Annotated in this window: 12 protein-coding genes; all 12 read right to left on the bottom strand. The window is 52.5% G+C overall.

Annotation, left to right across the window (positions count from 1 at the left end):
• Positions 1 to 46 precede the first annotated feature (46 nt).
• The 12 genes from AC6CHQ_RS14540 to AC6CHQ_RS14485 all read right to left on the bottom strand — a co-directional run bounded on the left by AC6CHQ_RS14540 (position 47) and on the right by AC6CHQ_RS14485 (position 13223).
• Positions 47 to 940: a serine hydrolase gene (locus AC6CHQ_RS14540; protein ID WP_498081934.1), complete on the bottom strand. Its 894-nt coding sequence runs from the start codon at positions 938 to 940 to the stop codon at positions 47 to 49.
• Positions 941 to 993: 53 nt separating this feature from the next.
• Positions 994 to 2118: a M20 family metallopeptidase gene (locus AC6CHQ_RS14535; protein WP_498081933.1), complete on the bottom strand. Its 1125-nt coding sequence runs from the start codon at positions 2116 to 2118 to the stop codon at positions 994 to 996.
• A gap of 58 nt (positions 2119 to 2176) precedes the next feature.
• Positions 2177 to 3568, bottom strand: coding sequence for a YfcC family protein (locus AC6CHQ_RS14530; RefSeq protein WP_498081932.1), 1392 nt, complete (start codon positions 3566 to 3568; stop codon positions 2177 to 2179).
• Between the two features lie 211 nt (positions 3569 to 3779).
• Entirely contained in the window at positions 3780 to 4961 is a 1182-nt protein-coding gene (locus tag AC6CHQ_RS14525; RefSeq protein ID WP_498081931.1) for a thiolase family protein, read from the bottom strand.
• Positions 4962 to 4997: 36 nt separating this feature from the next.
• A complete protein-coding gene (locus AC6CHQ_RS14520; protein WP_498081930.1) occupies positions 4998 to 5528 on the bottom strand; it encodes a TRAP transporter small permease in 531 nt (176 codons plus the stop codon).
• 24 nt (positions 5529 to 5552) lie between these two features.
• Positions 5553 to 6872 (bottom strand): TRAP transporter large permease, encoded by a 1320-nt coding sequence (locus AC6CHQ_RS14515; RefSeq protein ID WP_498081929.1) that lies wholly within the window; start codon positions 6870 to 6872, stop codon positions 5553 to 5555.
• Positions 6873 to 6945: 73 nt separating this feature from the next.
• The gene (gene dctP / locus AC6CHQ_RS14510; protein WP_498081928.1) at positions 6946 to 8046 is read right to left on the bottom strand and encodes a TRAP transporter substrate-binding protein DctP; all 1101 of its coding nucleotides are present in this window, start codon (positions 8044 to 8046) and stop codon (positions 6946 to 6948) included.
• Between the two features lie 77 nt (positions 8047 to 8123).
• Entirely contained in the window at positions 8124 to 9602 is a 1479-nt protein-coding gene (locus tag AC6CHQ_RS14505) for a class I adenylate-forming enzyme family protein (RefSeq protein ID WP_498081927.1), read from the bottom strand.
• A 20-nt stretch (positions 9603 to 9622) separates the two neighbouring features.
• Complete coding sequence (locus AC6CHQ_RS14500; RefSeq protein ID WP_498081926.1) at positions 9623 to 10399, bottom strand: enoyl-CoA hydratase/isomerase family protein; 777 nt, start codon at positions 10397 to 10399, stop codon at positions 9623 to 9625.
• Positions 10377 to 11252 (bottom strand): 3-hydroxyacyl-CoA dehydrogenase family protein, encoded by an 876-nt coding sequence (locus AC6CHQ_RS14495; RefSeq protein WP_498081925.1) that lies wholly within the window; start codon positions 11250 to 11252, stop codon positions 10377 to 10379. Before AC6CHQ_RS14495 ends, AC6CHQ_RS14500 begins: the two co-directional genes overlap by 23 nt.
• A gap of 32 nt (positions 11253 to 11284) precedes the next feature.
• Positions 11285 to 12418, bottom strand: a complete 1134-nt coding sequence (locus AC6CHQ_RS14490; protein ID WP_498081924.1) for an acyl-CoA dehydrogenase family protein — start codon at positions 12416 to 12418, stop codon at positions 11285 to 11287.
• A 16-nt stretch (positions 12419 to 12434) separates the two neighbouring features.
• Positions 12435 to 13223: an enoyl-CoA hydratase/isomerase family protein gene (locus AC6CHQ_RS14485; protein ID WP_498081923.1), complete on the bottom strand. Its 789-nt coding sequence runs from the start codon at positions 13221 to 13223 to the stop codon at positions 12435 to 12437.
• Positions 13224 to 13258: the final 35 nt, after the last annotated feature.

Here is a 13258-nt window from a genome sequence, read left to right as displayed (position 1 = left end):
TCTAAGGTATATGATGTACTTTCTAATTTAATGAGAACGCATTCTTTCACTCTACGAAATGCTGATAGGCTATTTCGGCAATGCGGGCAATCATCGCTTCCCCGCTTTGGGTTGTCTCGTTTCCCGCTGAGAAAATGCTGATGATGAGCGGCCCTTTCCCGCCGGGCAGCTCGATCATGCCGGAATCATTCACAGCGGAAGCGATCGTGCCGGTTTTATGGGCGACACGCGTTCCTGAAGGAAGTCTGGCAGGGATTCTGTCATTCAGCTGCTGTCGGTAGAGAATGTCGAGGACCGCCTCAGAAACCGCTGGATTGATAAACGCCCCCTCTGCCAGTTTCACCAGCAAGCCCGTCATGGCATCGGGTGTGCACACGTTATTTTCCCGGTCCTTCCTCATCACCCAATTTTCCTGACCGGGATCCTCATCCACATCCATCTCCAACCGCTCCTTTAGCTTCTTCCAAGATTCCTCGCTGTAGGGAGCCGGCTCCATTCCGACCGCAAGGCTCAGCAGTTCCCAGCAAGAGTGCACGATCGAGATGTTTTCAGCATCCAGCCTTCTCATTGTATCCTGGACAGCATCCTTTCCGAGCATCCCAAGAAGGACATCGGTCGCCATGTTATCACTCACGATCGTCATGAGGGTCGCCAGGTCTTTGATCGTTACCGGCAGGCCGGGGTCGAGCTCCTGCAATATGCCCGAACCCGGCACCCGGTCCTCCTCTGTAAGTGCGATTCGCGTCGTTAGGTCGATCTGGCCTTCATGCACCTGCTCGAACAGCGCAAGCAGGATCGGCACTTTGAACACGCTCGCCATCTGGAACGGTTCATCCGCACGGATTCGCACTTCTTTCCCTGATTGTAGATGCTTGAGTGATACGCCGAAGGTGGCGTCTGTTCCTTCCAATATTCTCTCGACTTTCTCCTGCAGTTGCATGGTGCCTCTCCCCTTTTCAGAACAAAGGGCGCCCACCTGGACGCCCCTCTTTATCAGATTTTCACCAGCAGCTTCGCGAAAATCGCAGCGCGCTTCGGAATCTCACTGATGACAATATGTTCGTTCCGGGCATGGATGCCGACTCCGACTGCCCCGAGGCCGTCGATTGTTGGGATGCCCATCGCCGCAGTGAGGTTACCGTCGCTCACGCCGCCGACGGATGTTTCTTCGAGCGGCACGCCAATTTCCGCTCCGGCTTCCCTTGCCAGCCGGAACAGTTCCGCCGTCCCTTCCGTCCGCTCCATTGGCGGACGGGAAATACCACCGCCGGCCTCAAGTTTCGTCCTATCCATGAAAGGCTCAAGTCCATTGATGATTCCGTCGATGCGCTCCTGTTCCGCAATCGTCGATGCCCGTACGTCCACGCCAATTTCCGCCTGGTCGGAGACTACGTTCAGCTTGCCGCCTCCACGGATCATCCCGACGTTCAGTGTCGTTCCTTTATCGTAATCAGTCAGCGACTCCAAGTATTCCGTTGCCCGGGCCGCCGCGCGGATCGCGCTCGCCCCTTCATGATGGTTGTTCCCCGAATGTGCCGACTGTCCGGTAAAGCGGATCGTATAACGGGCCGATCCTTTCCGGGCCGTCTTCAGCGCGCCGCTCCCGACTTCCGGCGGTTCGGTGACGAGTACCGCACTGCTTCCTTCGGCTACGCGCCGGATCACATGACGGGACACCGGACTGCTGAGTTCCTCTTCGCTCGTGAACAGATGGACGACCTTTTTATTAAGAGGAAGGCCAAGCTCCTTCACCGCTTTCAGCGCCCACATCGCCTGGACGAGGCCGCCCTTCATATCAAGGATTCCGGGTCCATATGCAAGATCGTCCTCTACCCGGTATTCAAGCTCACCCGGATCCCACACCGTATCAAAGTGCGACAAGATGAGAATCGTCTCTTCCCCGTCCCCGTACTCGAACTTCAGATGATCTCCGTAATCTGGCTCCGGAATCACTTCCGCCCGCTTTCCGAAGTGTCTCTCCAGAAGCTCCTGAATCCTCTCCCCGCACCGGTCGCTCCGTTCCTTATCCAATGAAGGGGAATCCGCCTCCACCAGGTAACGGATGTCCTCCAGGATGTCTTCCCGGTGGTCTTCCATGAACTTCAGCACATCATCCATTCCGATCACTCCTTTTAAAATCGAACAGGGAGAACGAAGACCGTCCTCCCCAACTCCCTTATTGATAGCCCGTCATGACGGCAACTGCGACCATAATAATTCCGACGACCGTCCACATGAGAACGAGCGGCAGGACAAACTTGAACCATTTCGAATAGGGGACCTTACCGACGGCAAGGACCGCCATCAGGACACCCGAGGTCGGCGCGATGATGTTCGTCGTCCCGTCACCGAGTTTAAATGCGAGCACAGCCGTCTGGCGCGTAATATCGAGCATGTCCGCAAGCGGCACCATGAACGGCATGACGATTGCCGCCTGGCCGGTGCCGGATGTAATGATCAGGTTGAACAGCAGGTTGAAGATGAACATCGCTTCCGCAGCCAGGAACATCGGCAGCTGCGCCATCGGCTGGAAAGCCGCGTTGACGATCGTGTCGAGCACCTTCCCGTTTTCGAGGACCACGACCACCGCACGGGCAAGACCGATAACAAGCGCACCGTAGACAATGCCCTGGGCTCCCTTGATGAACACCTGAACATATTCATTCATGCGGATACCGCCGACAAGAGCAGCCGCTATTGACATCATGATGAAAATACCGGCGAGCTCATTCGTGCTCCATTCAAACTGGAACACCCCAAAGATGAAGGTTGCCATAAAGGCGAGCGCTGTCAGCAGGACGAGTTTATGCCGCCCCGTAAACGGCCCGAACTTCTCCTCGGATTCCTTCACCGGCTCCCCGGTCTCCTCAAACGACAACAGGCTCTTTGAGCGGTCCTTGTTGATGCGCTTCACATAAAGCAGGATGTAGGTCATCGTGACCGCCAGGAGAATAAAGAACGCGATCAGGCGGAGGTGCCAGCCGGAAAACAGCTCGAGCTCTGCAATCGACTGCGCAAGGCCGGTGATAACCGGGTCGAATGTACCTGTCGCCACACCGACATACTGTCCGAGGTACACCATCGCCACACCGACGATCGGATCGAGGTTAAGCGCACGCGCCAGCACGATGCCGATCGGGATAAATGCAATGATCGCATTGCCGCTGATGCCGACAAAGTCCAGTACGGCAAATATGGCGATAAACGCGGCGACGAGCAGATACTGCTGATTCTTTGTCCGGCTGATCAGGGCGTTGACTCCAGAATTGATCGCGCCGGTGTGCTCGATCACTCCGACCGCACCACCAATGATCAGAACCATGAAGATGATCGGAGCAGAATCAATCAGCCCCTGCTGGATCGAGGTAAATGTAGAAAGCAGAGAAGCAGGCTCATTCTCGATCTTTTCGTATGTACCTTCAATGACCACATTGCGGCCGTCCACTTCTTCCCGCTGAAATTCTCCCGCCGGCAAAATATACGTCATCAGCACTGCCAATACGAGAATCCCAAAGATGATGACAAAAGCATCCGGCATCTCAAAACGACGTTTCTTGTCTGTCGACACACTCTTTCCCCCATTCATATGTTGCAAGCTTTAAAGCGTACTAATGCTATTAAATCCCAATAGTTATCATGATTTTACCGACAAAATCCGACACAGGTCAACCGAATTTTCCGATACTGACTATTCTTATATGAAGTCAGATGTCAGATTCATGGAAAAAGAGACTTGGCAGGTTAGGCCAAGTCTCTTCTTCGTTCATTTTAATCATAAGTTAATACTCAAGGTTCTCAATGATCATGGAGACCCCTTGCCCGCCGCCGCAGCAAAGGCTCGCCAGTCCGTAGCGCTTTCCTTGCTCCCTCAGTTCGTACGCAAGAGTGAGCAGCAGTCTGGCACCGCTGGCCCCCACAGGATGTCCGAGTGCGATCGCTCCCCCATTGACATTCAGTCGATCCATTTCAAACCCGAGTTCCTTCTGGACGGCCAGTACCTGGACAGCAAACGCTTCATTAACTTCAATCAGGTCCACAGCCGACATTTCCAGACCGGCGCGCTTTAGTGCCTGCCAGGTCGCCGGAACAGGACCGATTCCCATTATTTTCAGATCCACTCCGCTGATTCCCCAGGAGACGACTTTTGCGAGAGGTTTTTTTTCATGCCGTTCAATAAAGGCATCATCCCCCATGATGAGTGCTGCGGCACCGTCATTGATTCCGCTGGATGTGGCTGCCGTTACACTGCCATCTTTTTTGAAAGCGGGCCGGAGTTTTTTCATCTTCTCCAGATTGGCATCAGGTTTAATATATTCATCTTCTGATAGAAGAACTTCGCCGTTCTGCCCACTGACCGGAATTATTTCTTTATTAAAACGCCCTTTTCTCTGTGCTTCAGTTGCCCGCTGCTGGCTCATCAGCGCAAACTCTTCTTGTTCACTGCGGCTGATCTCATACTTCTCTGCCAGATTTTCAGCAGTGATGCCCATGCCAAGACCGATGTAAGGGTCCGACAGTGTGCTGCTTAGTACGTCCTCAAAATGCGGGACGCCCATCTTGATCGTTTTAAAGCGAAGGTCCCTCACGACATGAGGCGTCATCGACATGTTCTCAGCGCCACCCGCAATCACCCCGCTTGCTTCATCCAGCCGAATGGCCTGTGATGCACTGATGGCCGCCTGGAGCCCCGAGCCGCACAGCCTGTTCACCGTCAGTGCCGGTGACTCTTGAGGCACGCCGGATTTCAGTGCTACATGGCGCGCCAGATACGGAGCATTCTCACTTGAATGAATGACGTTACCGAAAAAAGCCTGCTCCAGCTCCTCAGCCGGAATTCCTGAGCGCTTAATCGCCGCTGTAGCCGCCACCGCTCCCAGATTCGATACTTCGATGTCTTTCAGACTGCCCCCGAATGATCCGAAGGGTGTCCTCGCACCATCCAAAATATAAACATTTTTCAATGATAATTCCTCGCTTTTCATTTATATTCTTCAGCCTCAGAGATCTAGTTCTGTCGTCTCAAGAACCGGCTCATTTTGACCGAAGCTCTTGATGATCAGAAAGAGAATCTCAATAGATAGCAAAAGGAATCCGAGCGGGATAAAGTACAGGATCGGATAATAGGTGACAATCCCGCCCTTCATGCTGAAGCCCAGCTGTTCCCGCGTGCCGGCAAGGGCGTATTGCCATCCGTAAAAAGTCAGCAGACTGAAAAGAACAAGTTCAACCCCCATCATGAGAATGGAGATATTCCGCTGTGAAATCTGTTTAAGTCGTTTCGTGAACATCTCAAGCTTCGGCATGATTCCGGAGCCGTACGCGTAGGCCAGTGCCGGAAAGAACGCCAGCGGCATCAGAAAATACTGGGTGATTTCATAGCTTCCGAATACACTGGAGCCCATCAAGTTTCTGGTCACCACATCAATGACGATAAACGCCATCATGATGAATATCGTCGTTCCGCTAAGCAACAGCCCTGCATATTTCACATAATGAAAGGCACGATACGCCTGATCGACAGTGCGCATAATCTTCCTCCTCTTCTAACGTGGTCACATCAGATTAGGCAACCAGGTCACAATTGCCGGGAAGGCAATCATCAGGCTGCACACCACCAGTGCCAGAACAACTGCGAAGATCATCGATCTGCCAAACAGTCTTTCAATCGAAATCCCCGTTACCCCAGAGACTGCGAATACACTTAAGCCAACCGGAGGCGTAAGTAGTCCGATTGTACAGATAACGGAAACCAGAATGCCGAACCATAAAATGTCCACGTTGATCTCTTGAACAATCGGCAACAGCACAGGAGTCGCCATGATGATAACCGCACCGCCCTCGATGAACATAAAAAGGATAAAGTAAATCAGGGACAGCAAGGCCAAAATGAGAACTGGATATTCAATCATCGGTCCCAGCGCATTGATCAACTCTCTCGGCAGCTTGGATACCGTAATAAACCTGCCAAAAATCTGTGCGGTCACCATGATCAACAGCACCATTGATGTAATCTTGACGGTTTCCGTAATCGACTCGACATAAAACTTCTTATTGACCTTGCCCAGTACAAGCGCAGTGAGGAAGCCCAAAAATGCGCCGACTGCCCCGGCCTCGGTTGGAGTGAAGACCCCTGAGTAGATACCTCCGAAAATGACCGTAACAATTACGGCACCGACCAAGACGACAAACCCTGCACGCAACGGGGTCAGTGGCTGGATTTTCCCCGCCTCAATCTCCTCATCCACTTCAGGCAGCGGCTTTCCCTGGTCCGTCTTATGGAAATAGAGCATAACCCCGATAATCACGATCGTCATCATGATTCCAGGAACAATCGCTGCAATAAAGAGGGATCCGATCGGTGTCTCTGTCACAACACCGTATAGGATCAGAATGATGCTCGGCGGGATGATTCCCGAAAGTGACCCGGCAGCTGCAATCGTCGAGCCGGCCGTTACATCCCGGAAGCCGTGCCTCCGCAGTTCCGGTACTGCAACCTGGCCAAGCGCTGCCGATGAACCAGTCGTTGAGCCTGAGACGGCGCCGAGAAATGCCCCAATGATGACTGTGAGCGCCCCAAGAAATCCGGATTTCCCTTTTGAAAACTTATACACCAGGGCGTACATATCCCTGACGATACCCGACTGGACGATGAACTGCGCCATCAATACGAACAGCGGGATGGTTGTCAGTGTGTAACTGGCAACCACTTTATACGGGTTGCTCTGCAGAAACGATGTGATATAACCTGGCCCCTCCAGCATGATGATGCCAATAACCCCCATGCTCAACAGAACGGCATGAATATGCATTCCTGCGAACAGAAGCACAAGGAACAAAACCAGCATGATGATATAAAAAATCCCAAGGCTCATCTGAACACCTCTTTTCTATCTTGTTTAGGAAAAAAAGGGAGCACGGCTCCCCCAGATTCCCCCATACGAATGCTTATTCCAATTCCATGATGGCTTCAGGAACGGTCCCGCCCTGTTCGATTACCAAGTCCCTCCAGAGAATGGCCATTTCCTTGCCGGGCTGTCCATTCCCCTCCAACTCTTCAATCCACTCAATCCAAGTGTCTTCAATCCCCTGAACAAGCAATTGCTGTGTCTCTTCATCAACATCGTCCATTTTTTCAAAGACGGCTCCATTCGCTTCGGCTTCCGTACGGATTTTCTCTGCACGATCCATCCAGACCTGGGCGCCTTTCGGAATCTGTTCATACGATGCTTCTTCCATGATTTTCTGAATATCTTCAGGAATAGTGTTCCATGTTTCTTCGGTCATGGCCCACATACCGGCGAAGTGACCCAAATTCACACCTTCAAACGTATAATTGAAGACTTCCTGCATTCCGTACCCTGTCCAATCTGCAACACTGAAGAAGCTGCCGTGGAACGCTCCCCGGTTAATCGCGTCGAACATTTCAGTGGACGGCATCGAGATGGAGCTGATGCCGACATTGTTAGCAAAGATCTCATGTACGCGTGTCGGAGATCGCAGGGAGAGCTTCTTTAAATCTTCTGCTGTGTCCAAAGTGACATCTTTGGTGGAGATGACATATTCAGCAGTTGTCGGGGTCGCGAACACTTTCAGCCCACGGCTGCTGAACTCCATTTCATTGAAGGTTTGGCCGTCTGCCAGCTCATGATCGCTCTTGACCAGTTCGCCGTATGCCTTGGTTGCGATCATCGTATCGGATTCCAGCAATGGCAGCATCGTCACTTCGCTGAGCGGAAAACGTTGAGGGTCATACTGCGTCCAAAGAGGAGCGGCAATATCGATGGCCCCGTTCTCCAGCGCTTGCAGTTCTTCGTTGATCGGAATCAGTTCCTGGTTGGCATAGTGCTCGAATTCCACACGGCCGTCTGTCCGTTCCTCAACTTCCTCCATCCACGGCACGAAGTATCCTTCCCACCAGCCATTGGCCGTACTGAGCCCTGAAGATAATGTCAGGACAATTTTTTCATCACTTTCTGCTGAAGCGGAATCCGCCGAGTCCGCTCCGCCCGACTGTTCCACACAACCTGCAGCAACCAAAGAAAACATGAGGAGTACTCCCCCGAGTGACCACTTTTTCAAATTCTTCACGCCCCTTTTCATTAGTTAAGCGCTTACATTTAAAGTCAGACCATGACTTCCTTCAGTTTCGCTTTCATGATTTTCCCCGAGTTGGTCTTCGGGAACTCTTCAACCACCCTGAACTCCGAAGGCACTTTATAAGACGCCAGCCGCTCCCTGCAGAAGTGCTCCAGCTTTTCAACAACCGATTCATCATGACCGTCCCTGAGGGTCAGCACGGCGACCACTGTTTCCCCTTTTTCGGGATGCGGGGTTCCAATGACTGCAGCTTCGAGGATGGCCGCATGCATATACAGCACCTCTTCCACCTCACGCGGGTAAACGTTAAAACCTGAGCGGATGATCAGATCTTTTTTACGGTCGATGATATAGATATAGCCCTCGTCATCCTTCATGGCGACATCACCTGTTTTAAACCAGCCATCCCGGAACGCTTTCCGGTTTTCTTCTTCACGTTTGTAGTATCCTTTCATCACATTCGGCCCTTTGACGACAAGCTCACCTGGTGTCCCAGGAGGAGCTTCTTCAAACCCTTCACTCATGATCTTGACCTGAACGTCCTCGATCGGTAGCCCGACGCTTCTCAGCTTCTTTTTTCCGACCGCCGGATTCATGCAGACGACCGGTGATGTTTCCGTGAGTCCATACCCTTCAACAATTTCAAAGCCGAATCGCTCTGTCCACCGCTGAAAAATTTCTTCAGGCAACGGCGCAGCTCCGGTATAAGTCATCCTCAGCTTCAGGTCATAATCAGCCAGATCAGGTTCGTTCAAGATATAGGTAATCATCGTAGGCGGTCCAAAAAAGTAAGTTATGCGCTGTTTTTCCATTTTACCGAGTGTCTCGGCGGTTGACTTCCAGCGTTTTAGTAAGTAACAGTAGCCGCCGCTGATAAGTGTAGGATTGAGCAGATTGCTCTGGGCGGCGATATGAGTGAGCGGCGCCACAATCAGCGTCCTGTCCCGGTCAGTAAGTCCAAGGTTGCGTCCGAACACATCCGCATTGATATACAGATTGTCATGCGTCAGAACCGCTCCTTTGGGAACGCCTGTTGTTCCGGATGTATAGAGTATCGTGCAGTCTTCCTGATAACGGTTGCCCGGGGCTGCATCCCCCTGCTCGATATAGCGGTCAAAGTCCGGGCCGGTCACGATCAGTTCCACCGGCCAGTCAAGTCCGCTGTTTTTCACTTTCTCCACGATCTTGCTTTCCGTGATGATCAGCTTTGGCCTGCAGTCATTTAAGATGACGCCATACTCTCTGGAAGCAAGGGAAGGATTGACCGGTACATTAATGACGCCCGCCCGCATACTCGCGTAGTAGCTAATGACCAATTCAGGACTGTTCTCCAGGATGATGGCCACCTTGTCTCCCGGGCCGATCCCCCGCTCCGTGAACCGGTTGGCCAGCTTCTGTACACGTTCATTTAATTGCCGGTAGGTGAGCTCTCCGGAATCCCAGCCGAGTGCAGGGTTTTCCGGACGGCTTTCAGCTTGTTCCTGCAGTTTCAGATCCAGATTCACTTGCTTCACTCTCCTTATCCTTACCGGCCGGCAAAGCTCGGCTTACGTTTCTCGATAAAGGCCTGGACGCCTTCTTGCGCATCATCATTTTTGAACACATCCGAGAACAGTTCAATTTCATACCGGATCCCTTCCGCCAGAGGAAGGTTCTGGCCATGCACCACTGCTTTTTTGATCTTCTCGATTGCCGCTTTCGGCTTTGCGGCCAGTGTTTCGGCCCAGCGGATCGCTTCACCATCTGACTCCCCGGCCGGCACCACCCGGTTGACCAATCCTGCCTGCAGGGCATCGTCCGCACCGATGGAATCGCCGAACATCATAATTTCCATCGCCTTTGAACTTCCGACCAGCCTTGGCAGGCGCTGTGTGCCGCCCGCCCCCGGGAAGATGCCCAGGTTGACTTCCGGCAGCCCCAGCTTGGTGTTCTCATCACAGATTCTGAAGTCACAGGAAAGCGCCAGCTCCAGGCCTCCGCCCAGCACATGTCCCTTTAGCGCGGCGATAACCGGAATTGGAAGCTGGCTCAGCTTCTCAAATGTCTGATGAAAGGTCGCGGTCATCGATAAATCCCTCGAGCCGAGTTTTGGCACGAACTGCTGGATGTCCGCCCCAGCGGAAAATGCCTTCTCGCCAGACCCTTTGATCACCAGCGCACGAATCTCGTCATTACGGTAGATTTCATCCAGGTAACCCGACATGGCCTTGATCAATTCCGGATTCAGAGGGTTGTACGGCGGACGATTAATCTCTATCACCGCGATGTTCTGATGGACTTCAAACAACAACACGTTTTGCATCTTCTTTCACTCCCCCTTCATAGCTGTAGAAGCCTTTCCCGGTTTTCTTTCCAAGGTCCCCGGCTTCGACCATCTTCTTAAGTATCGGGCACGGTCGATATTTCGGATCACCGAACCCTTCATACAGGGACTCCAGTGCCCACAGGGTCGTATCAATCCCTGCCATATCAATCGTCCGGAGCGGCCCCATTTTGTGGCCGTATCCGTCGATAAAGCCCTGGTCAATCTCTTCCGCAGTTCCGACGCCTTCCATGAGTGCAAAGCAGGCTTCGTTGACCATCGGCAGCCAGATCCGGTTCATCAAAAAGCCCGGATAATCTTTCTCGGCGGTGATCAGCCGTTTGCCCAGCCCTTCGCCCAACTCCTTCGCTTTTTCATAAGTTTCTTCTGAGGTCTGATAGCCCTTGATCAGTTCCAGCAAAGCCATCATCGGGACTGGGCTAAAAAAGTGCATTCCGATCACTTTTTCAGGTCGAGAAGTGGCGCTGGCAATCGCCGTAATAGAGAGCGTTGACGTATTGGAGGCAAGAAGGCAATCCACTCCTGCAAGTTGGTCAAGCTTCTCAAACACCTGTTTTTTCAGCTCAAGCTTTTCCGGGACGGCCTCAATGACCGCATCCGCCTCTTCCACCGAAGCCCAATCCATCGCATACTTGATCCGGCTCAAGACTTCAGCCGCACTCTGAATCTTCTTTTTCGATTCGAATTTCTCCAATGACGCAGAAATGCTCGTTCTGGCTTTGTCCAGGCCTTCCTCAGAAACATCCACGATCGTGATGTCAAAGCCGGCCTGTGCCGCCACCTGCCCGATTCCAGAGCCCATGATGCCTCCACCGATCACCGTGACCTTCATATCGATCTCCCCTATCTGTTCAAGAATGTTGGTTAGTCAGCCAGAATCTGTTTGGCGATGATGATGCGCTGAATCTGATTGGTCCCTTCGTAGATCTGCGTGATCTTCGCATCCCGCATCATCCGTTCTACCGGATAGTCTTTGATGAACCCGTTTCCGCCCAACAGTTGGACAGCATCCGTCGTGACTTGCATCGCGGTATCCGATGCAAAGCACTTGGCCATGGACGAATAGGCGATGACATCCTCATCGTTCTGGTCGAGCATCATGGCAGCTTTCTGGACAAGCAGCCGGGACGCCTCCACTTTCATCGCCATATCTGCCAATGTGGACTGGACCATCTGGAAATGCTGGATCGGCTTTCCGAACTGTTTCCGTTCCTTGACGTATTCAAGGCAATATTCATAAGCGCCTTTAGCGATACCGGTAGCCTGCGCACCGACGACCGGCCGGGTGATGTTAAAGACATTCATCAGGATTTTGAACCCCTCGCCTTCACCGCCAAGCAAGTTCTCTTCAGGGACAAAAACGTCTTCGAGGAACAGCTCTCGGGTGACCGATCCGCGGATGCCCATCTTGTTCTCCTTTTTTCCGAAGGAGAATCCAGAGGTGCCCTTCTCCACAATGAACAGTGAAATCCCGTTTGTCCGTTCTTCTGATGTCCTGGCCACAATCACATAGATTTCTGAATCACCGGCATTGGTAATGAAAATCTTGTGCCCATTCAGCCGGTAGCCGTTGTCTTCTTTCACGGCCCTAGTTTGGATGCCGGACACATCAGATCCCGCTCCCGGCTCTGTGATCCCGAACGATCCCAATACTGCACCGGTCGCCAGGGGTACTACGTATTTCTTTTTCTGTTCTTCTGTTCCCGCCAATAGAAATGGCGTGATGGTGAGTGCCTGTGTCGACAGTGCGACAGAGGTGGATGCGCACGCTGCCGCAATTTCCTCTACCACCGACACATGGGCAGCCGTATCGGATCCAACGCCTCCATACTCCTCCGGAACATCGATGCCGAAGAATCCGTTTTCCGCCAACAGCCGAATATTCTCCCAAGGCGTCTCGCCCTTTTCATCAACCTCCTGAGCTCGTGGGGCAATTTTCTCTCGTGCAATTTTCCCTGCAATTTCTTTGATCATCTGAGACTGTTCGGTCATCAGCATGTTCTGCTTCCCCCTTTTAGGTGCTCATTTCTCGTCTTTCCTTGAATACCGGCTGCCGCTGTTCCAGGAACGCACCGATCCCCTCCAGGGAATCGGGATAATCAAACATCATTGAAAACGCTCTCATTTCTTGGTTGAGCATAGAACTGTCGTCTGCCTCAGTACGGCTAAATAACTGTTTGGCAACCGCAAAGGCCAAACTGCTCTTGTTGGCCAATGATTCGGCCAGGAGCAGCGCATCCTCAAGTGGCCGGTCACTCACATTTCTGACGAGGCCAATGGACCGGGCCTCCTCAGGCCGAAGCAGCTTTCCGGTATAGATCAGATCCGTTGCATGGGCTTTTCCCACCATCATCTGCAGTCTAGTGATGCCTCCTCCGCCGGGTATCAGTCCGAGATTGATTTCCGGCATTCCGTAAAGGGCATCCGGTCCTGAAATCCGGAAGTCGCAGGTCAGAATCAGTTCAAGGCCGCTTCCCAAACAGTATCCATTGACTACCGCGATATATGGCTTGCCTGATTGAATGATCAGATCCTGAAGGTCCTTTGCCTTTTCAGCAAACCCGTAGGCCTGAGAAACGGATAGTCCGCTGATTTCTTTCAGGTCCGCTCCTGCCAGAAAAGATTCCCCTTCCGCCTTCAAGATCACAGCCCTCACGGCAGGATCCTGGTTAAGTGTGAGAAATGCGGATGACAGCTCGGCAGTCAGGTCTGAATCCAGTACATTTGTATCGGCCGACTGCCTGATTGTCACCATACCTACATGCCGGTCCCGCTCAATGACCAGCTTTTCATAAACCTTCATGACTCCACCCCCTCTACATCCCAATCACCGCAGAT

The sequence above is a fragment of the Bhargavaea sp. GQ12 genome, from assembly GCF_059758705.1.
The sequence above is the reverse complement of the archived record's forward strand: the minus strand, read 5'-3'. Positions and strand labels throughout refer to the sequence as shown.